The sequence below is a fragment of the Oceanobacillus sp. FSL W8-0428 genome, from assembly GCF_038004405.1.
Lineage (GTDB): Bacteria > Bacillota > Bacilli > Bacillales > Amphibacillaceae > Oceanobacillus > Oceanobacillus sojae.
In genome coordinates, this window is sequence record NZ_JBBORB010000001.1 from 4,102,223 (window position 1) to 4,119,767 (window position 17,545).

Sequence of the window (17,545 nt, forward strand, 5' to 3'; positions counted from 1 at the left end):
GTTTATAATGAACTTTTTTAACAACAGCAATGCTACAAATCCCCATGTCTACCCTCCTTTTAAATTTTAGAAGAGTAGACTGTTATCTACTACTGCGATAGATGCAATTCCCATTACGATAACCTCCAAATATAATATGACAGATTGATTATAACAGATGCGTGCATCTAAAAACAGCCTAGCTCTATCATTTAGCTGTTGGCAATACAATCTGTACAGCCAAACCTCCATACTGGCTCTGGTCAATAACGACTTCACCGCCATGCGAAGAAATAATCTGTTTTACAATCAGCACTCTCAGACCATGCCGAAACTCTCCAGAACGATTGCTCCTAAGCATATAGTGCGGGGTATTATTTAAATGTTGAATTTGTTCCTTCGTTGCACCTTTTCCATTGTCTTCTACTGAAATAACGCATTTACTCTCCGCTATTTTAATAGATATAAAAATGGTACATCCATCCTCATTATGATTCATGCAATTTTGAACCAGATTGCTGATCGTCCGTTTTAGTAAGGATTTATCTGCCACAATGATACAAGCGGATACCTCTTTATCAGCAATCCATTCTACCGGATATTTTCCATCCAAATCGATATTCATAAATTCTACTGCTACTTCCCGCACAACAGCAACCACATTTTCGTCCTTTAAATGAATCGGCTGCATATTATATTCCAATTTGGAAGCCAAGTTCAAATCATCAATTAACCGCTTCATTTTTTCACTTTGTTTTCTAATGACTGATATTTTTTTCCTGGATTCTTGATTCAGTGTATCTTCCTCTTCCAGTTGCCCGACATAGCCCATTACCATCGACAAAGGAGCCCGTATATCATGCGAAACGCCGGCAATCCAATTCGATCGTGCTTCTTCCTTCCTTTTCAGCATCCGCTGTTGCGATTGTAAAATAGCAGCAGTTTGATTGATATTTGCCGCCAATTCAGATAAAGCGCCCTTCTTTTTCCTGGCGGCTAACCAATGCTTTCTGTATTCTGGATGTTGTCTATCTGCATTCAGACACCTATTTTTGCCACAGGACTCAGACTGGCTTCTGTCGTTCCATCTGTACTAATGATTAATACGAAACTTTGGTTTATTTATCCGATGTGCTACCCGTTTTACGTAATAACCGCCAAATACATTTCGACAGCTCAGGTCAGTCTCTTCCCATGGATACCTGCTGCAGTTGGAATTACAATCGTTTGTTTAGCCATTTCCTGTATCTTTTTTGGGAAAGCGGAAAGGAGGTAGGATTATAAATGAAAAATATTTTTATAAGCATTTGTACAATCATGCTGTTTATCCCCTGGACAATTCTAATTCTCAGGACAAATGATTGGGCACTTGAATCACCAACAGCTGAATTTATAATTTTATCCTATGCTGCATTTATGGTTTTCAGCGGCATATTCACGATATTTACCTATCTAAAAGTAGATAAGGAAGCCTTGATGAAAATCTGTCTGATAATCAATTGTCTATATGCTTTTACCGGGGCAGCAGCAATCTTTCTTATCGTTGCTCCTTCTTAGCGGATGCACATACACTAAGTTTAAAATTAGACATCTATGGGAAGAAACTTAGCATGAAGAATATACAATATGTATGGAGGCAGTACGAATGATTGTTGTTTTTATCATTATCATTTTGCTGAGTTTTTTTGTAAATAAAAGATTTACGAATAGAGATTCAAAACCAAAAATTCCTGTTCAGATCGGAATGGCAGCAGTTTCCATTGCTGCGACGATGCTTATTTTGTTTAATGATCATGCGGGGGATCAGGCTTTTAAATATATTGCTGTTGGTATAGGCATATTTTCTGCAATAGCGATTTTATCTGAAGCATTTATTACAAAAAGAGATTATAAACAGTAATTCTAAAAAATAAAAATAGCAATGGGATGATGTTGTTGCTATTTTTATTCTTTTCAAATAGAGTAATCTGACTGTTTTCTCTCATCATATAATGCTTTCTAAGAAAAAAGTGTCTTATATATTTCTCCTATGATGCCTTCCATTTGATGAACACCTAATTCTGCATTTGTCATGATCACTGCACCTTTTCCTGGATACGGATATGCTACGATCATACATTGAAAACCTACACCCCAGCCTAGAGATGCAATTTCCAGTTTTTCTTCCGAACCTTCCAAAAACACTCCTAACCCAGCCCAGTTTTTACCTTTTTGCGGAGTAATCATTTCTTTTGCTGCATTTTCCGATAGACCAATCTTACTTTTCCTTTTTACAGCATTCATTAATTCCAGTACTACTTTAGCTAAATCGAAAGATGTTGTCCATAATCCAGAAGCTGCCGGATAAGGATATATAGGGTATTTTTCATCTGTGAGTCCACCATTTCTGTTATGTCCGCAAGAAAAATTATCACTATCCAAATTCAAACTTGTCGTATCTAAATAACTGTTTTCCATTCCTAGCAGTTCAAATACTTGCTCATTCATAACCTGATGAAAGGCTTTTGCAGTAACATCTTCTATCAACTGCTGAATAATACAGAAGCCTGCATCTGAATAACGGAATTCACTTTCAGGTTCACGCTTTACTTTAATAGGAGCTCTACAATAAGGTGTTTTTCCTTCTAATAACGCAACTATAGAAGGGGTTCCTGCTTCCGAATCCAGTTCAGAAAAGCTGCCCTCAGGATCTATAATTCCAGATTGATGACTTAATAAATTTCTTAATGTTACTTTCTGATTTTCTGTAAATTCACTTTCCGGTACTTTCCACGAGATAAGGCTTTTATTTACGTCTTCATCTAAATAAAGAATTCCTTCATCTGCCAGTTTCATAGCAAGGATGCCCGTTAAGAACTTGCTGATGGAACAAGCATTAAAAATAGAATTATCATTTACTTTTCTATTGCTTTCAGCTTCCAATAAGCCTTTATTTATCGTTCTGCTGATTTGACCGTTCTCAAACAATGTAATACTCAACCCATTAACATGATAAAACTTCATCCGTTCTTCCAAGTCAATATTTTTTAACTCCAAATTGTTACCTCCTTCTTTTTAGGTTATTTTGAAATGTAATTGCCTATTGTCAGAATTAAGTACACAAATATTCAGACAAATAATCTATATAGAAACTAAAGGAGATATACGTCTTATATAATAAGCATATATCCCCTTAGTTAAGTCTACAGCAGCTCTAATCGGAAAGTATAAGATTAGAAACAACTATTTTTGACCATGACTCCAACGCGTCAAAATGTTGTTTCAACTCCTCTTTTGTCATCCATATCCCCGTAAGCTCTTCTTCCTCTGATTGAATATCTTTACTATTTAATTCTATTTCATAAATAATCCCCAGATGATCACTATCGACACCATCATTCGATTTAATTATACCTTTCATTTCCAGCTTTTTAACCTTTTCTGCTTTTATTCCGGCTTCTTCTTCCAGCTCACGCCAAAGTCCATTTTCGATAGAACTTTGAATATCACCGGGTACTGCATCAATTTCCCCGACGTGTCCTCCCAGAAGTCCTTTTCTTCCGGCAAGTCTGCTTTCTCCGACACCTGCACCGCGTAAAATAAAGAAGTATTCCTCTTCATATCTTACAGCGACGTATGGGATCGGATGTCTTTGATTCGGGTGGTATTCCAATAAACTGCGTTCTTCTATTTCATAGTCTATTAACGGCAGGTTCTTTACTTTACTGAAGCCCCATGGAATACTGTCTAAATCAGCTTCTTTAAAATATAATATTTTTTCCGCTGTACTTGGCTTTTTCTTTTGTAAAATTTCCGATTTAAACTTATTTAAATACTCCCATTCATCTGTTTCAACAGGATACTGCGACCGTTCAGCTAATATTTCTTCCAGACTTTTTTCTTTGAGAAAGTCTTCATCGTTTTTTAGAAATTTGACTGCTTCATTCTTTTTATTAGAAGAATACATCATTTCTTTATTTGTCATAACATCACCTTTTCCCTGAAACTATAGTTCACTTTTCATTTATTTAAAGAAGCTGAAGATACCCGCTCCAAAAATACTATTCTACCAGCTTATTTTGAAAAGCATAAATTACCGCCTGTGTACGATCGTGCACTTCCAATTTTCCTAGGATATTGCTGACATGCACCTTCACTGTTTTTAATGCGATAAACAACTCATCGGCAATTTCCTGATTCGATTTCCCTTTTGCCATTAATAATAATATTTCCCTTTCTCTCCCTGTTAATTGCTCATGTAAAACTGTCTCCTGCTTTGTCCGCATACGATTCATAATTTTCCCGGTAACTTCTGGTTCCAGTATTGATTGTCCTTCGTATGTAGCACGAATTGCTTTGGCAATTTCGCCGGCTTTTGATGTTTTCAGCATATAGCTGGTTGCTCCCGCTTCTAGTGCCGGATATACCTTCTCATCATCTAAAAAGCTGGTAACGATAATAATCTTTGCTTCCGGCCAGGATTCAATAATTTTCTTTGTGGCTTCAATTCCATCCATTTCTTTCATCACAAGATCCATTAAAATAATATCCGGGCGAAGCTCTAATGCCAGGTCAATAGCACGTGAGCCATCATCTGCTTCTGCAACTACATCAATATCCGGCTGTGATGACAGATATGCGGATACGCCGATTCGTACCATTTCATGATCATCAACAAATAAAACTTTAATCATCAGGGTTACGCTCCTTTCTTAAAATAGGGACTTTTACTTCCAAACGCGTGCCTTCATTCGGCAGACTGATAATTTTCAAAGTACCGCCAACCTCATAAGCACGTTCACGCATATTCTGCATTCCATAAGAACTTGTTTTAACAGCTTCTGTCTCGAACCCGACTCCATCGTCAACCACGCGCATAATAATATTTTCATCTCGTTCCAGTAATAATATCTGAAGATTTTCAGCCTTCGCATGACGCAGCGTGTTGGAGATAGATTCCTGAAAGATACGAAATAGCTGGTCTTCTACCCCTTTATCAACTTGAAATGCTTCTATTTTTGCATCGATTTCTAAAGGTACTTTTTGTGTCAATTCTCTTAAAAGCCCCTCTACGCCCTCCTGCAATGTCTTCCCCTTTAAGTCAACCGGCCGTAAGTGCAGAAGAAGTGCACGCATTTCCAATTGTGATTGATGAATCATTTTTTCCACCATATTTAACTGCTTATTTAATGTTGCATCCTCAGCTGATCCTGCCTCATTAATTGCTGACATCAGCATGGAAGCTGCAAAAAGCTGCTGACTCACGGAATCATGCAGTTCCCGGGCTAAACGGTTTCTTTCTTGTACAACTACTTCCTGCAAACTCTGTTCCCTCTCGTTTGCTCTTTCTGTAGCAATCTTTTGCGCATGCTCCGTTTGTGCACGCAACTTCTCCTGAACCTGATTCATTCGCGCAGAGATCGGTTCCAGTTCTTTTGGTATTTCTTCTGTATCAGGAGGTCTTTCTCCTTTAATAATGCCTGTAAGCATTTTTTCAATTTTTTTCAAATTCCCCTTCCAATACCAGCCTATAATTGCACCGACTATGGAACCGAAGATAATCACAAAAGCCAGAACCGTCAAAAGGAAGGAAACACCTCCAATTTGCCCTTCCCAAAGTGCGCTCCAACCCGCTGACTCATTTACAGAGAAAGTAACAAAGGTCGTTAAAACTGCAGCAATTGCCAGAACAAAACTGCAGGCAATAGACAAGAGAACAAAACGGATAATCGTATTCATATGCGTTTCACCTCAATGTCTCCGGAAAATAAAGATGTGACAATCTTTACTCTTTGATGAGCCGTATTATATTTTTTTGTTTCATAATGAAGTGACTTGTTCATTAGCCGGCCGTGGTATTCTCCAAAAATAGATGCCCTGCCGAATATAGAACTATGATGAATACTGACCTCTACTTCATAAGGAACGTAAATCTCAATATTGCCTACAAGATGCCGGATAGAGATAATCGCCGTATCGTAAGGCAGCACTGTATTACTTAAATCAATAACACGATCACCATAAATGCCATGCATATTGACATCTTTCCATTGATAAGCTGTTTCCTCCGTCCGAAAGTCATCAAAAAAGCGTTCATTAAATAAATTATCAACCTGAACAAGAGGTTCTTCATCTTTCAAACTTGCTTTATTCGGAAGCTCCGGTTTTTCTTTACTGGGTTCTTTCGTTGATTTGATATAATTTAAAATAAAGAAAACAATGGCAACGATAATTAAAAATCGAACCGCCAATAAATTGAAAACGTTCAGAATGAAGGATATTGCAGCAATTGCGAACACAATCTTCCAGCCCAGTGAATGCAATCTTTTCCAGCTGAAGTAAACAAAGAAGCCGGAAATTAACGCTGATATCAGTGAACCGCCATGGAAAAAGACGATTTCAAAAACAAGAAGAATGGCGACGGTAATCCATATCCAGTTTAAATTTCTCGTGCTGAGCTGTTTATACATCCTTCCATTCTCCTTTCATTATTATGTAAAATATACAAGGCGCAAGAACAACCTGCGCCAGTATAAGTATATCATGGTTTTCTAATTCACCCTACAAATTCTGAGTTTATTCATTTTCCTTTTCTTCTAATTTCTTTTCGATTGCTGCAATTTTATTATCAAATGTGCTCTGATAGTATGAGCTGTTTACTCGGTATTCCAGATTTTCAATATATTGTTCCATTTCTTCAAATTTGGAGAAAGGTTTTTCCGGTGACTCATCCACGACCCGGTTAATTTGATGATTTGCTTTCGCAATATTTTCACGGCCCATTAATTCCATACGGCGCAGATGCATATCCTTTAAGCGATGCTTCATCTCTTCGTATTTCTGCTCCAAATTTTCAAGCTGGGTAATAGCTTCTTCTCTGGATGCTTTCATGCGATCTGCACGGTTTTGATACTCTTCATGCTCTTTTAGAGCAAATTCATGCATTTCCTCTTCCTGAGCACGTTCTGCGATTTGCGCTTGTTTCAGACGTTTATCAGCAAGGTCCTGTGCTTTCATATACTCACGTGCAAACTCTTCTTTTAATTTATATTGGCGGTCAATCAGCTTTCTTACCTTTTCTTTTTCCTGTTCACTTTGGCGTAAATAATGGTTAAGCGCAGCGATTGGATTGTTTTGTTCCTTTTTGTCCATCATCGTGTGTAAATCTGCTGAAATCGAATCCTTCATTCGAGTGAAAATATTTGTTGCCATTATCAATCTCTCCTTTTAATGTAATTATTTATTTAACTCTGCCCACTGTTTTTCAAAATTTGTAAATGGATCATCATCTTCTTTTATTTCGTGGACAACGGAGCTTTCCGATGTGTTCCAATTCTTATAGATAAGGTAAAGTGCGTATGCTGCTGCAACACCTAAAACGGCATAGATGTTAGAGAATGTGATGCTCAATACGATCAATCCTGCAATCACCCATCCGATTTTTGCAGCAGTTGAATCTGTGCCCATAAATTTTTTAAAGCATATATACAGTAACCATATGCTTAATGCAAGCAATATCATCGGGCCAAGGTTTGCCAGAAGTATCAGCACTGCGACAAGTCCTCCGATAAATAACATGAATTTTTTCATTCCGTTTTCCTCCTTTCGTTATTGTATCTTCATCTTACCGTGTGACTGTTTTTTGTGTAATGAGCCTGAGAAATATCTTTATCTAAGTCTTAGGGTCTATGCGCCTCTAAACCTCCGCAGCAATACTTTTCCAATAGAGAAAAAACATCTGCTAAATTCAAAAATGGAATGGTACCTCTTGCTGAGATACCATTCCATTTCTATTCTAGCTATTCGATTTTAAATGTAATAAAAGTTCTTTTTGCCTTTAATCCTTTCGTTAAGGCCGGCACAATACTGTGTATGAATCCCCCCTAAAATTTAAATTTATTTTTGAATAGAGAGCCTCCTAGACTTTAATGTTAGAGAATAACATTAAAGTCATTTAGTTTACATAATATAATTATGGTCATCTATAAATGCTTCTCCATAATAATTTCTCCTTCCGAATCATGCTGCCCTGTCCGGACAAAGCCATGCCTTTTATATAATTGTTCAGCTGGATTGTTTCCCGGAACAAAGCTTAAACGTATGATTTGCACATCATAATGCTCTATAATGTATTTTTCAATTAATGGGATAAACTGATTTGCATAACCTTGCCCCTGAAAACGACGATCAATCATAAAACGATCAAACCAAATGCTTCTTTTTTCATCAAAATAAAATCCAGTCATGGCATACCCAACCGGTTGATTGTCATCATACAAGCCAAGCGATGTTGTAAGCTGTTCAATAAAGCTTTCTGCTAAACAAAATGATACGCTTTCCATAAAATCTTTTTGATTTTCAGTTACTTCTAATGCAGCAATTTCTCTCCAATTTCCCTTATTTACTTCTTCTATATAAATTGACACTGCTTTCCACCGCTTTTCTTAGTTTAGTGATACATTTAAAAATAATGTTGAATTATTTTTACCCAGCCACTAATAGAAAGGATTAATATTATCAGTAAAAATAAACCGGCACTTAAAATTCTCGGGATAGAGAACCAATACGCTGCTATTTTCAAGGAAGTCTTTTCTTCCTTATTTTTATCATCTTTCATTTTTTCATCCTCTCAAGCAACTGTCCCCTGCTCTTTTCTTGAAACAGATCTTTTTAGAATACAGCTTATAAATCAAAATCCCCTTAATACGATGCAAGGTACCGGCGTCAGGGGGATTATATAATTATTCAGCTAATAATTCTCTAACTTTCTCACGAAAATCTTCCTCATTTACTAATTTATCCGTCAAAGCCTGCACCTGCATAGCTGCGACCTCCAGCTCAGAAAGGTTAAGATCATTTGTAAATAAAATCATCTCTAAACGGTTGCCTGCCCCGTCTTCTGCATATACAGCCTGATTTAATACAAAAGCAGTGCTCCCGCCTTTTTGTGCCGCGCGTTCAATTGCTTCATTTTCTAATTTCAGGCTAAAGATAGCATCCAATTCTTCATAAAAAGCATCGGAGTAATGCTCTTTTTTATTCAGCATAGTCATGATTTTATGGTAATCTTCAGCTGTTGCATGGGTCAATCGATCAGACCAGACCTTTTGAATCGGCATATCCAATAGTGCAACAGCTTTTTCTTTTTCCTCTTCACTTAACGGTTCCTCTTGCCATTCTTCAAAAAGATCGACAGCTATCTGGCGGTATGCATCATCATCTAAATCACGTAATGCTGCTTCTAATTCGTCTTTTTCTAAATTGTTCTCTTCCAATACTCTTTCCGGAATTGCAATGCTTGCTGTTAACGGATAGATCGGATCATGGTTATTTAAATCTAACTCCTCAACCCGATTATTTACTTCCTCCAGCCCCAATCGTTCTATTAAATAATCAGTATTTGCATTAGAGCTGAAATCCATCATTCCTTGTGCAATTTGTTCGAGGGAAACCTCTCCTGCTTCGTTGCTCAAGGTATTTTTCCAGGCGTCATGTGCTCCGCCATCTGTATTAGCAAAATAATACTTATCTACTTCTTCCATAGATACCTTTTCCGAAGGGTCGATTTTCCCTTCCTCCGCTTGACTGGCGAATTCAATCGCAATAATTATTTTGACAACACTGGCAAGCGGCAGGGCTAGATTGGTATTCATTTCTGCTATTGGTTCATCGTTCCATGTAGCTAAAAAAGCAATCCGGTCAGAGTCTTTATTTTCTTTTATAAATTCCATAAAAAGCCCTGTTGCAGGATCCAGATTTTCTTTATTATCCTTTTCTTCCAGATCCTCTTCTTGCTCCGTATCATTTTGATTATCTTCTTGTTCTCCCTCATTCTCATTAGAGCAAGCTCCTAAGAGAAGCAAAAGAAATACAAACAATAAAGTAGAAGATTTCTTCACAATGCCTCTTCCTTCCCAATTAATTTCCAGCTACATCTCTTTTTTTGAAAGTGAGCCATCCTACTATCATAAATATAATGTGATAAACGATAAGAACAGCAATAGAAAACCCAATAGTTGTTCCTTCAATTAAAGGCGCCCCCGCAAAAATACTTTGGAGATCGAGATGTGCCGTTAACAGATATTTTGCAATTTCATAGCGGCTTACCAGCATGGTAATAATAGGTGCAGCAATGAAAATCACAATACTTGCTGCAATCGCCATGGCGCTGCCTTTGAATAAAATTGCAATCATGAAGGACAAGGTTGCCACTATAATTAACGGAACAAGACTAAATAGTATATTTTTACCGATAGAAGTAATGATAGAAACTTCGGTATAACCAGACCCCATGTTATCTACAATGATTGGATTCCAAGCATCAACACCAAAAAAGATAAGCCCAATAATCATGGATAGAATAATGGTGTATAGAATTAATACAACTGCAAAGAGTAAAACAGTAATATATTTGGATGTTAATACGGTTCCCCTTCCTGCCGGGCGAATAAGTAACAATTTAATCGTTCCCCATTTATACTCATTCGAGATAATTTTAGCTGCTGCGACAATGATAAAAATGGTAATAAAACTGATAATCGAGGTATTATCAGCCACGAAAGCCCACATATCATAAGCTGGAATCTCTACCCCAACAGACTGATAAGCTTGAACCAGTTCACTTTGAAAGGTTGCGTCAATAATCATACTCTGGTTAGCTACAAAGTTTGTAATGATAGCCCCGCCAACCAGAAGAACCGCAATAATGATATACATAGCCCACGTAGATTTATAATGATGCAGTTTAATAAATTCGTTTTTTATAAGCTGACTCAGATTATTCAATGACATTCTCTCCAATCAAATCGAAAAATTTGTCTTCTAACGTGCCTTTTGCAGCCTGAACTTCATATACATTGATATTATTATTTAATAATTCTTTGAGTACAGCTGGTATTTGTTCACGTTTCATCGCTGTTTTTAAGATTGTTTCATCTGCTGTCTCTACAAAAAAAGATTCATCCAGACTATCCAGATGCGCTTTCGCAGTCTCCGCATTGCTAACGGAGATAATATATTCTGATATATCACTATCCTCAATCTTCCTGTTCTTTTCTACATCCTCTACAGCGATTAATGATCCATTTTTAATAACTCCAATGCGATCACACATCAGCTCAATTTCAGATAATAAATGACTGGAAACAATGACACTGACATTTTCTTTTTCCGCCAAGGTACGGATATATTGGCGAATTTCCTTCATTCCAGAGGGATCAAGACCATTTGTGGGCTCATCCAAAATGAGAATCGATGGTTTATGTAACAAAGCCTGTGCAATTCCCAACCGCTGCCGCATTCCAAGAGAATATCCGCCAACTCTATCATTGATTACCTTCTTCAAACCGACTAATTGGACTACCTCTTCTATCCTTTCTTTTGTTGTGCCTGGAACCATTCTTGCAAACTGCTCCAGATTTTTTCTTCCTGTTAAAAAAGGATACATCTCCGGGTTCTCAACAATCGCTCCAACCTCTCTGATCGCTTCACTATAATCTGTTTGAATACTTTTGCCAACAATACGGATGTCGCCTTCTGTAATTTTCATTAAACCAACCATCATCCGGATGGTGGTGGTTTTACCAGCCCCGTTCGGCCCGACAAAGCCAAAGACCTCGCCCTGTTTTATTTGGAAGCTGACATCTTTAATAATTTCTTTATTCTTGATACGCTTGCTGACATTTTTTAATTCCAATGCAATTTCAGTCAATTCTAGTCCTCCCCGTTCAACTTATTCTTCTTAATCAAGTTATACGAAATGATTGAAAAAAAGTTTCAAATTCATTTGTATTTTTTAAGTAATTCGTTTATGAATCTGCAGTCTCCATTAAAAAATGTGTTAGCTCCTATTAAGTTTGTCTAATCCCTTTTTTCTTACTAACGTATATTGAATGGGAAAGGGGGGATAAGCTATGTGCGGTCATCATTCATCAGAAGGAAGACGTAAAGACCCTTGTCGCAACACAAGTCGTCCAGGCGCCGACTATCGTCGTAGAAATCATAAACAGGATTGCTGTCATAACAGTCACCAAAATCGCAACAGATGTGAAAACAGACATGAAGGCTGTTGTCACAGCAGAAATAATCACAGAAACGAACACCATCACAGATGTCGTGAATCAAATCGTTGTGATAATAGGCAAAGGAATAGTAACAGAAGGAAATTCTGTTTTTGTTGTAACAGCTTCTACTAATTAAAGCTTGCAGACAGGTCACCCTCATCTTTTGAAAAACACATCAGGCTATCAGGTATTTTATTCTGATAGCCTGATGTGACCTATAGAAAACTTTTTCTCCTAAATAAAATCAATGAAATTTTTTATTTTCCAATACAATAACTTTGGCAGTCATAGAATGACCCGCCTGCTTTGTTTCCTCAACTAACCGGTTAATCTTTACACAGCATTGCTTTGCACCGGCAACCAATAAAGGTTCTCCTAAAAAATTGATATTCAATCCTCTGGATAAGAAGCCTCCCACTGACATCACAAATGGTACAGTAGGAGAAGTATTGGAAATAATAATCTTTTCATTCATCGAAGTTCTTTCATGTAACAAGGCTGCTAAGTCTTTTATAGCTGGCACAACATATTTATTATTTCTTCTTCCTATGGTGTATACTGCATTTCCCTCGTCATCCATACCATGGAAAATCAGTTTACCTAAATCATGCTTTGTTAATTTATTAAAGTATCTGACCTGAAGTATTTCTTCCTTTGTCAGCTTTCGATTCGTTGGAAGTTTATTTAAATGATAGGCTGCTGCAAGTGAAGTGGTATGTGTACCTCCGTAGTCGTTATATATATAAATCAAAATAATTTCCTCCTCTAAAAAGTTTCCTTTTGATACCTTCTGAACGTATATCACCTGCTCCTTGAAATAACCCCAATCCATTAAAATTTCTAATCAAGATTTATTATTATCCAAAAAATATAAAGCAATGCACCCAGGCATATCATTTACTAAAAAAGGATAAACAACACATATATGTATTGTTTATCCTTAAAACTTTATATAAAATTGATTACTCTTTCGTAAAATTCAAATCCCAAACAATCCCGAATTTATCTTTGACTTTTGCATATTTTGCTCCCCAAAATGTATCCTGAAGCTTCATTAATACTTTGCTTTCCTGATGCAGGTTATCATATACCTTCTGAATACTTGCTTCACTTTCAAATTCGAGCACCAACGAAATATGATTCCCTGTTTCAACAGGCTGACCGGGAAAAGTATCTGAGACCATAAAGAATAATGCATCCTTTTTAAATTGTGCATGAATAATTCTGTTTTCCGCTTCAGGAGGAGTTGGATAGTCCGCTTCACCAAACGTTTGTATCGCCAGGATTTCCCCATCGAAAACTTTCTGGTAGTAATTTAAAGCTTCTTTGGCATTTCCGTTAAATGTGAGGTAAGGTGTTGCCTGTTTTTTCATTAAATCACTCCTTTTCATTAGATTACCCGATAATCTTTCTTCCGTTAGTTACTGAAGAAAGTTCTCTGTATAAAACGGCTGGTCACTTTCATTAAAATCAACGCCGATTCCTAAATGACTAAAGCTTTCGTGTAAAATATTTTCCCGGTGTCCAAGAGAATTCAATAGACCCTGATGGGCAAAAATACTGCTGAACTGGCCATAAGCGAGGTTCTCACCCGCGCTTAAGAAAGAAATGCCATCTGCCTTCATCCGGTCAAAAGGAGATTGTCCTTCTAAATTCGTATGACTGAAAAATTGATTGACAGCCATATCAGTACTATGCTTTCTTGCTGTTTCTCTTACATCTTCATCCCATTCTAAAATAGACAGATCCTGTTTCACGCGTGTAGCGTTGGTTAAATCAAATAACTGGTATTCCAGCCCTTCTTTCAGTGCCTCACTGCCGGGAGTATAAAGCGTGCTCTTCGCAGCTTCTAAACCTTCATCTATGATTTGAATGGCAGTTACTTCATCCAATTCATGCAGATCATAAAACATGGTTACGTAAGTACCATCCATATGATAAACATCATATTCGCCTTCACTCTCTATTTTATAATTAAACCAGCCGTTGCGGATCATTTCTTCCGGCTCACCTAATATCTCGTTTACTGATGACTTGGAATCACCAAGCGCAATATCGTGCTTAGATGACAGTAAATCCTGGTTGGTAAAGAGTCCACGGACTACATCCTGTTCATCGTAAGCAACCATCATAAAGTTTTGATAGTTTTCATGATAAGTGGACCACTCTACCCCATATTCATTTTCACTTTTCCGTTCAGGTTCTCCATACGTCTCTTCAACCTGATCTCTTGTATCTCCAATTTCTACATTGCCCACGGAAAAAGATTGCTCCTCGGGTGTAGTGAGCTCCGGTGTTTCCACTTGCTCATACTCTCTATTTGTTTCTGAACCTGTGATGGAATTAAAAAATGAAGCAGCTTGATCTGATACCTGCCGAAAGTAAAAATCATTATCTACCGCATCATTAATAAAATCACCTGCAGAGGAAAATGTATCACTTACAGCATCAGGAATTATATTACGGACTGGATCTTCCCATAATGGTTTTGTCCAAATGGCTAACAGTATAATTAACAGCAAAAAAAATAATCGCTTAAAAATAGCTATCCCAACCTTTTTAATCTCTTTGATGCAACAAAAGGATTACAACTGATATTTTATTATTTACTGAATCAGTCTTTATTAATCCTTGAAATTAGCAGTCTGCCTGCTGACGTATATTAAATTATACTATGTTCAAATTGCTTTCAACAAATCTGAACATTTTTCATAGTAATGCTCTTGAGAACAAAAGCGCAGAGCGCCTGCTTAAAAACGTAGAGATTGGAGCGGCGCAACTGAGATAAAGGAAACGCGGTGAAGTTGACGAACCGATGTTGACTTTCGCCCACAGGGCATAAGTGCGACGTGAAGTCTCTAAAGTTTGGCGCTCGGAGCTGGACACGGCTGCTTTTCTATAAATAGTTATCCACAAGGCAATTATTCTATAATTTCCTGGTGTATGAAATAATGATTTCAAACACAAAAAGTCCCTTTGACTATGCTACGATTGAAATACTTAACCAAGTTTACTCAATCACCCACCCGACAAGGAGGAAATAGTCAATGAGATACTTTAATGGAAACAAGGTTTTAGAAGAAGTCAATTCGCAAAAGAGATTCGAGGTACTGATTTATGCAATAAAAAAATCTGCTTCTGTATTAATGACAGAAGCAGATTTGACTATCTCTACATCATGGTTCCAAACCACACAGCGAGGAAGGTGCCAATATAGTTTCCAATAATATAGCCCAGGGTACCGACGATTAATATTGGACCAACTAATTGCCGCCAGCCTTTTGCAATCGCAAACGCTGCTGCAGTAGTTGGTCCGCCAATATTTGCATTACTTGCCAGCAAAATTTCCTCTAAGCTCATTCTAAATAGCTTTCCAAAAACAAGAGAAAGTATTAAATTGATTGCGACAATAATAAACGCAAAAACAAGCAATAATGGTGCCGTATTAATAATTAACGTGATGGATGCCGGGACTCCAATAACGACGAAAAATATGTGAATCAGATATGTACCAATTTCCTGACTGCCGTTTAATTCAGAAAAATAATTTGGAAAAACTCCTAAGGCAATAAAAGTAAGTGTTGTTAATACCAGATACTGATCACCGATTAAACCGTTTAACAGGTTATTGAAGAAGGATGCATCTTCTCCACTTGGAATAATACTGGCAAAGAAATCGGCAATTTTTAAAGAAACGACTACTAAAAGAAAAGCTGTTCCAACAGAAAGTGCCATATCCTTTAATGAGACTGATTTTCTCTTCCAAAAGCTTTCTGCTAATGTTTTATCACCATCAGCTGATTGATTCTGCTCCACTTCGTCAATATGAGGCGTTGGATAGCGTTTTCTAATAAAGTTCATGGCGGGAATAGCCATCAGCATGATAAATAATAATGCCATCATTAAATTATCAGCAACAACTGCCGCCGAAATGATTTCGCCAGGAGTTTCAAATTTAGCAGCCATTGCTGCAAAATTCACGCCTCCCCCAATATATGTAGCACTGAAAATACCGCTTAATTGGTCTAATAGAGGTATGTAATTCCTTAAAGTGAAAAAGGCAACAATTGTTCCTGCAATCGTACCAATAGAGCTCAGCAGAAAAATAAGCAACAGCCTGCTGCTTTCCTTCCATATTTTTTTAATATTAACATGAAACAACAGAAGCGGTATTGCTAATGGAACAATAATAGACCAGACAGCATCATATACCGGCGACTCCGTTGGAATGATACCAAAATTAGATAAAACCATTGCTCCCACTAATGCAATAATTGCTCCTGTAACCTTGGAAGCCCAGCTATAACGCTGTTCTAAAAAAATACTGACAGATGCCCAGATAATGATAATCCCCCAAAGGGTGATTGTATCATCTGCTTGAATGAATGTTTCTTTCATTAACTCCTCATTCCCTTCTTTTTATGGTTTGTTTCATATTTTACCATTTAAAGTTAATAATTTCGCAGGTATTGTGGAGTATTTTTTTAGAATTATAGTAAATAGTCAGCTGTTACTTAAATGGAAAGAAATTGAAAATACCCTCTCTAAACCGTTTTAGAGAGGGTTCAACAGAAATATTTATTTTACTTTCTCAAATAAATCCAGTTTATGATTTAAGGATTGCAGCTGTTCATCATTTAATGGGAGCAAGGGCAAACGGACGCCTCCTACATGTACGCCAATTCGATTTAATGCTGCTTTGACGGGTGCAGGGCTGGGTGCTGCAAACATTTCCTGCATTACCGGCAGGATTCGCTGGTGAATAGCAGCAGCTTTTTTCACAGCTCCCTGTTCATATGCCGCAATCATCTCTTGCATCTCATTACCGATAATATGTCCAGAAACGGAAACAATGCCTATGGCTCCGACTGCAAGGGATGGTAATGTTATCGCATCTTCTCCGCTGTATACAGAAAAACTTGCATCCGTCTGTGCCACCATCTCTGTCAGTTTATCCATATCACCACTCGCATCTTTAATTGCCACAATATTATCAACTGCAGATAAACGAATAGCTGTTTCAGCTGCCAAATCTACAGAAGTTCTGCCAGGTACATTGTATAGCATTACTGGCAATTGAACCGCGTTTGCCACTGTTTTAAAATGCTCATACAGACCATCCTGAGAAGGTTTATTATAATAAGGCGTTACGAGCATAATTGCATCAACACCTGTTTTTTCAGCAGCTTGTGACAGCTCAATAGAGCCTTTTGTCTGATTGGAGCCTGTGCCTGCAATCACTGAAACCCTTCCATTTACTTTTTGTACCGTATGAGAAAATAATGCCAGCTTTTCTTCATTTGACAAGGTTGGTGATTCGCCCGTTGTTCCTGCTACTACCAATCCATCTGAACCATTATCAATAAGGTATTCAATCAGGTTATCTAATGCATTATAATCAATTTCTTTTTCTTCGTTAAATGGCGTTACCATCGCCGTGACCACTTTTCCAAAATTCATAACAACACACCCTTTGTATAATATCAACATCACTTGATGAAAATAGACGGACAGCGCCTAAGTAA

At 37.4% G+C, this 17,545-nt stretch carries 22 protein-coding genes; 4 read left to right on the forward strand and 18 right to left on the reverse strand.

Annotation, left to right across the window (positions count from 1 at the left end; all coding sequences use genetic code 11):
* Positions 1-187 precede the first annotated feature (187 nt).
* The gene (locus tag MKY30_RS19670) at positions 188-943 is read right to left on the reverse strand and encodes a sensor histidine kinase (RefSeq protein ID WP_341085162.1); all 756 of its coding nucleotides are present in this window, start codon (positions 941-943) and stop codon (positions 188-190) included.
* 39 nt (positions 944-982) lie between these two features.
* Here MKY30_RS19670 and MKY30_RS19675 point away from each other — a divergent pair, with 39 nt between their 5' ends.
* The 3 genes from MKY30_RS19675 to MKY30_RS19685 all read left to right on the forward strand — a co-directional run bounded on the left by MKY30_RS19675 (position 983) and on the right by MKY30_RS19685 (position 1,879).
* Positions 983-1,255: a hypothetical protein gene (locus MKY30_RS19675; RefSeq protein ID WP_156987564.1), complete on the forward strand. Its 273-nt coding sequence runs from the start codon at positions 983-985 to the stop codon at positions 1,253-1,255.
* An 8-nt stretch (positions 1,256-1,263) separates the two neighbouring features.
* A complete protein-coding gene (locus MKY30_RS19680) occupies positions 1,264-1,536 on the forward strand; it encodes a hypothetical protein (protein ID WP_147210456.1) in 273 nt (90 codons plus the stop codon).
* Positions 1,537-1,624: 88 nt separating this feature from the next.
* A complete protein-coding gene (locus MKY30_RS19685; protein ID WP_156987568.1) occupies positions 1,625-1,879 on the forward strand; it encodes a hypothetical protein in 255 nt (84 codons plus the stop codon).
* Positions 1,880-1,977: 98 nt separating this feature from the next.
* On the opposite strand, the gene MKY30_RS19690 is transcribed toward MKY30_RS19685, so the two are convergent.
* The 12 genes from MKY30_RS19690 to MKY30_RS19745 all read right to left on the reverse strand — a co-directional run bounded on the left by MKY30_RS19690 (position 1,978) and on the right by MKY30_RS19745 (position 11,668).
* A complete protein-coding gene (locus tag MKY30_RS19690) occupies positions 1,978-3,015 on the reverse strand; it encodes a serine hydrolase domain-containing protein (protein ID WP_147210454.1) in 1,038 nt (345 codons plus the stop codon).
* 157 nt (positions 3,016-3,172) lie between these two features.
* Positions 3,173-3,943 (reverse strand): NUDIX domain-containing protein, encoded by a 771-nt coding sequence (locus MKY30_RS19695; protein ID WP_341085163.1) that lies wholly within the window; start codon positions 3,941-3,943, stop codon positions 3,173-3,175.
* 76 nt (positions 3,944-4,019) lie between these two features.
* On the reverse strand, positions 4,020-4,652 hold the full coding sequence (locus MKY30_RS19700; protein ID WP_147210452.1) for a response regulator: 633 nt from the start codon (positions 4,650-4,652) through the stop codon (positions 4,020-4,022).
* Positions 4,645-5,697 carry a sensor histidine kinase gene (locus MKY30_RS19705; RefSeq protein WP_147210451.1) on the reverse strand — a complete coding sequence of 351 codons (1,053 nt, stop codon included), beginning with the start codon at positions 5,695-5,697 and terminating at the stop codon, positions 4,645-4,647. The genes MKY30_RS19700 and MKY30_RS19705 overlap by 8 nt, the downstream gene beginning before the upstream one ends.
* Positions 5,694-6,428, reverse strand: a complete 735-nt coding sequence (gene liaF, locus MKY30_RS19710) for a cell wall-active antibiotics response protein LiaF (RefSeq protein ID WP_147210450.1) — start codon at positions 6,426-6,428, stop codon at positions 5,694-5,696. Before liaF ends, MKY30_RS19705 begins: the two co-directional genes overlap by 4 nt.
* Positions 6,429-6,534: 106 nt before the next feature.
* Complete coding sequence (locus tag MKY30_RS19715; RefSeq protein ID WP_156987576.1) at positions 6,535-7,170, reverse strand: PspA/IM30 family protein; 636 nt, start codon at positions 7,168-7,170, stop codon at positions 6,535-6,537.
* A 24-nt stretch (positions 7,171-7,194) separates the two neighbouring features.
* On the reverse strand, positions 7,195-7,548 hold the full coding sequence (locus MKY30_RS19720) for a lmo0954 family membrane protein (protein WP_341085165.1): 354 nt from the start codon (positions 7,546-7,548) through the stop codon (positions 7,195-7,197).
* A 392-nt stretch (positions 7,549-7,940) separates the two neighbouring features.
* Positions 7,941-8,384, reverse strand: a complete 444-nt coding sequence (locus MKY30_RS19725) for a GNAT family N-acetyltransferase (RefSeq protein WP_156987578.1) — start codon at positions 8,382-8,384, stop codon at positions 7,941-7,943.
* A 35-nt stretch (positions 8,385-8,419) separates the two neighbouring features.
* Positions 8,420-8,575 (reverse strand): hypothetical protein, encoded by a 156-nt coding sequence (locus MKY30_RS19730; protein WP_156987580.1) that lies wholly within the window; start codon positions 8,573-8,575, stop codon positions 8,420-8,422.
* A 124-nt stretch (positions 8,576-8,699) separates the two neighbouring features.
* Positions 8,700-9,857: a serine hydrolase gene (locus tag MKY30_RS19735; protein ID WP_339282294.1), complete on the reverse strand. Its 1,158-nt coding sequence runs from the start codon at positions 9,855-9,857 to the stop codon at positions 8,700-8,702.
* Positions 9,858-9,876: 19 nt separating this feature from the next.
* Positions 9,877-10,743, reverse strand: coding sequence for an ABC transporter permease (locus tag MKY30_RS19740; protein ID WP_341085166.1), 867 nt, complete (start codon positions 10,741-10,743; stop codon positions 9,877-9,879).
* Complete coding sequence (locus tag MKY30_RS19745; protein WP_341085167.1) at positions 10,736-11,668, reverse strand: ABC transporter ATP-binding protein; 933 nt, start codon at positions 11,666-11,668, stop codon at positions 10,736-10,738. The genes MKY30_RS19740 and MKY30_RS19745 overlap by 8 nt, the downstream gene beginning before the upstream one ends.
* A gap of 347 nt (positions 11,669-12,015) precedes the next feature.
* Between MKY30_RS19745 and MKY30_RS19750 the strand changes: the two genes are divergently transcribed.
* On the forward strand, positions 12,016-12,156 hold the full coding sequence (locus MKY30_RS19750) for a hypothetical protein (protein WP_341085168.1): 141 nt from the start codon (positions 12,016-12,018) through the stop codon (positions 12,154-12,156).
* A gap of 108 nt (positions 12,157-12,264) precedes the next feature.
* Here MKY30_RS19750 and MKY30_RS19755 read toward each other — a convergent pair whose 3' ends face one another.
* The 5 genes from MKY30_RS19755 to dapA form a co-directional block, all read right to left on the reverse strand.
* Entirely contained in the window at positions 12,265-12,771 is a 507-nt protein-coding gene (locus MKY30_RS19755; protein ID WP_341085169.1) for a DUF3189 family protein, read from the reverse strand.
* Between the two features lie 211 nt (positions 12,772-12,982).
* On the reverse strand, positions 12,983-13,393 hold the full coding sequence (locus tag MKY30_RS19760; RefSeq protein WP_341085170.1) for a VOC family protein: 411 nt from the start codon (positions 13,391-13,393) through the stop codon (positions 12,983-12,985).
* 48 nt (positions 13,394-13,441) lie between these two features.
* Positions 13,442-14,542, reverse strand: a complete 1,101-nt coding sequence (locus tag MKY30_RS19765) for a CAP domain-containing protein (protein ID WP_341085171.1) — start codon at positions 14,540-14,542, stop codon at positions 13,442-13,444.
* A 649-nt stretch (positions 14,543-15,191) separates the two neighbouring features.
* Positions 15,192-16,418 carry a DUF819 family protein gene (locus MKY30_RS19770; RefSeq protein ID WP_147210441.1) on the reverse strand — a complete coding sequence of 409 codons (1,227 nt, stop codon included), beginning with the start codon at positions 16,416-16,418 and terminating at the stop codon, positions 15,192-15,194.
* Positions 16,419-16,598: 180 nt separating this feature from the next.
* A complete protein-coding gene (dapA, locus tag MKY30_RS19775) occupies positions 16,599-17,480 on the reverse strand; it encodes a 4-hydroxy-tetrahydrodipicolinate synthase (protein ID WP_147210440.1) in 882 nt (293 codons plus the stop codon).
* Between the last annotated feature and the right edge of the window lie 65 nt (positions 17,481-17,545).

What these genes read in the sequence shown, in the direction of transcription:
- MKY30_RS19695 (WP_341085163.1), bottom strand. Translation starts at nt 3,943, where the DNA reads ATGACAAATAAAGAAATGATGTATTCTTCTAATAAAAAGAATGAAGCA.
- dapA (WP_147210440.1), bottom strand. Translation starts at nt 17,480, where the DNA reads ATGAATTTTGGAAAAGTGGTCACGGCGATGGTAACGCCATTTAACGAA.
- liaF (WP_147210450.1), bottom strand. Translation starts at nt 6,428, where the DNA reads ATGTATAAACAGCTCAGCACGAGAAATTTAAACTGGATATGGATTACC.
- MKY30_RS19680 (WP_147210456.1), top strand. Translation starts at nt 1,264, where the DNA reads ATGAAAAATATTTTTATAAGCATTTGTACAATCATGCTGTTTATCCCC.
- MKY30_RS19730 (WP_156987580.1), bottom strand. Translation starts at nt 8,575, where the DNA reads ATGAAAGATGATAAAAATAAGGAAGAAAAGACTTCCTTGAAAATAGCA.
- MKY30_RS19760 (WP_341085170.1), bottom strand. Translation starts at nt 13,393, where the DNA reads ATGAAAAAACAGGCAACACCTTACCTCACATTTAACGGAAATGCCAAA.
- MKY30_RS19720 (WP_341085165.1), bottom strand. Translation starts at nt 7,548, where the DNA reads ATGAAAAAATTCATGTTATTTATCGGAGGACTTGTCGCAGTGCTGATA.
- MKY30_RS19705 (WP_147210451.1), bottom strand. Translation starts at nt 5,697, where the DNA reads ATGAATACGATTATCCGTTTTGTTCTCTTGTCTATTGCCTGCAGTTTT.
- MKY30_RS19715 (WP_156987576.1), bottom strand. Translation starts at nt 7,170, where the DNA reads ATGGCAACAAATATTTTCACTCGAATGAAGGATTCGATTTCAGCAGAT.
- MKY30_RS19770 (WP_147210441.1), bottom strand. Translation starts at nt 16,418, where the DNA reads ATGAAAGAAACATTCATTCAAGCAGATGATACAATCACCCTTTGGGGG.
- MKY30_RS19675 (WP_156987564.1), top strand. Translation starts at nt 983, where the DNA reads ATGCTTTCTGTATTCTGGATGTTGTCTATCTGCATTCAGACACCTATT.
- MKY30_RS19685 (WP_156987568.1), top strand. Translation starts at nt 1,625, where the DNA reads ATGATTGTTGTTTTTATCATTATCATTTTGCTGAGTTTTTTTGTAAAT.
- MKY30_RS19700 (WP_147210452.1), bottom strand. Translation starts at nt 4,652, where the DNA reads ATGATTAAAGTTTTATTTGTTGATGATCATGAAATGGTACGAATCGGC.
- MKY30_RS19750 (WP_341085168.1), top strand. Translation starts at nt 12,016, where the DNA reads ATGAAGGCTGTTGTCACAGCAGAAATAATCACAGAAACGAACACCATC.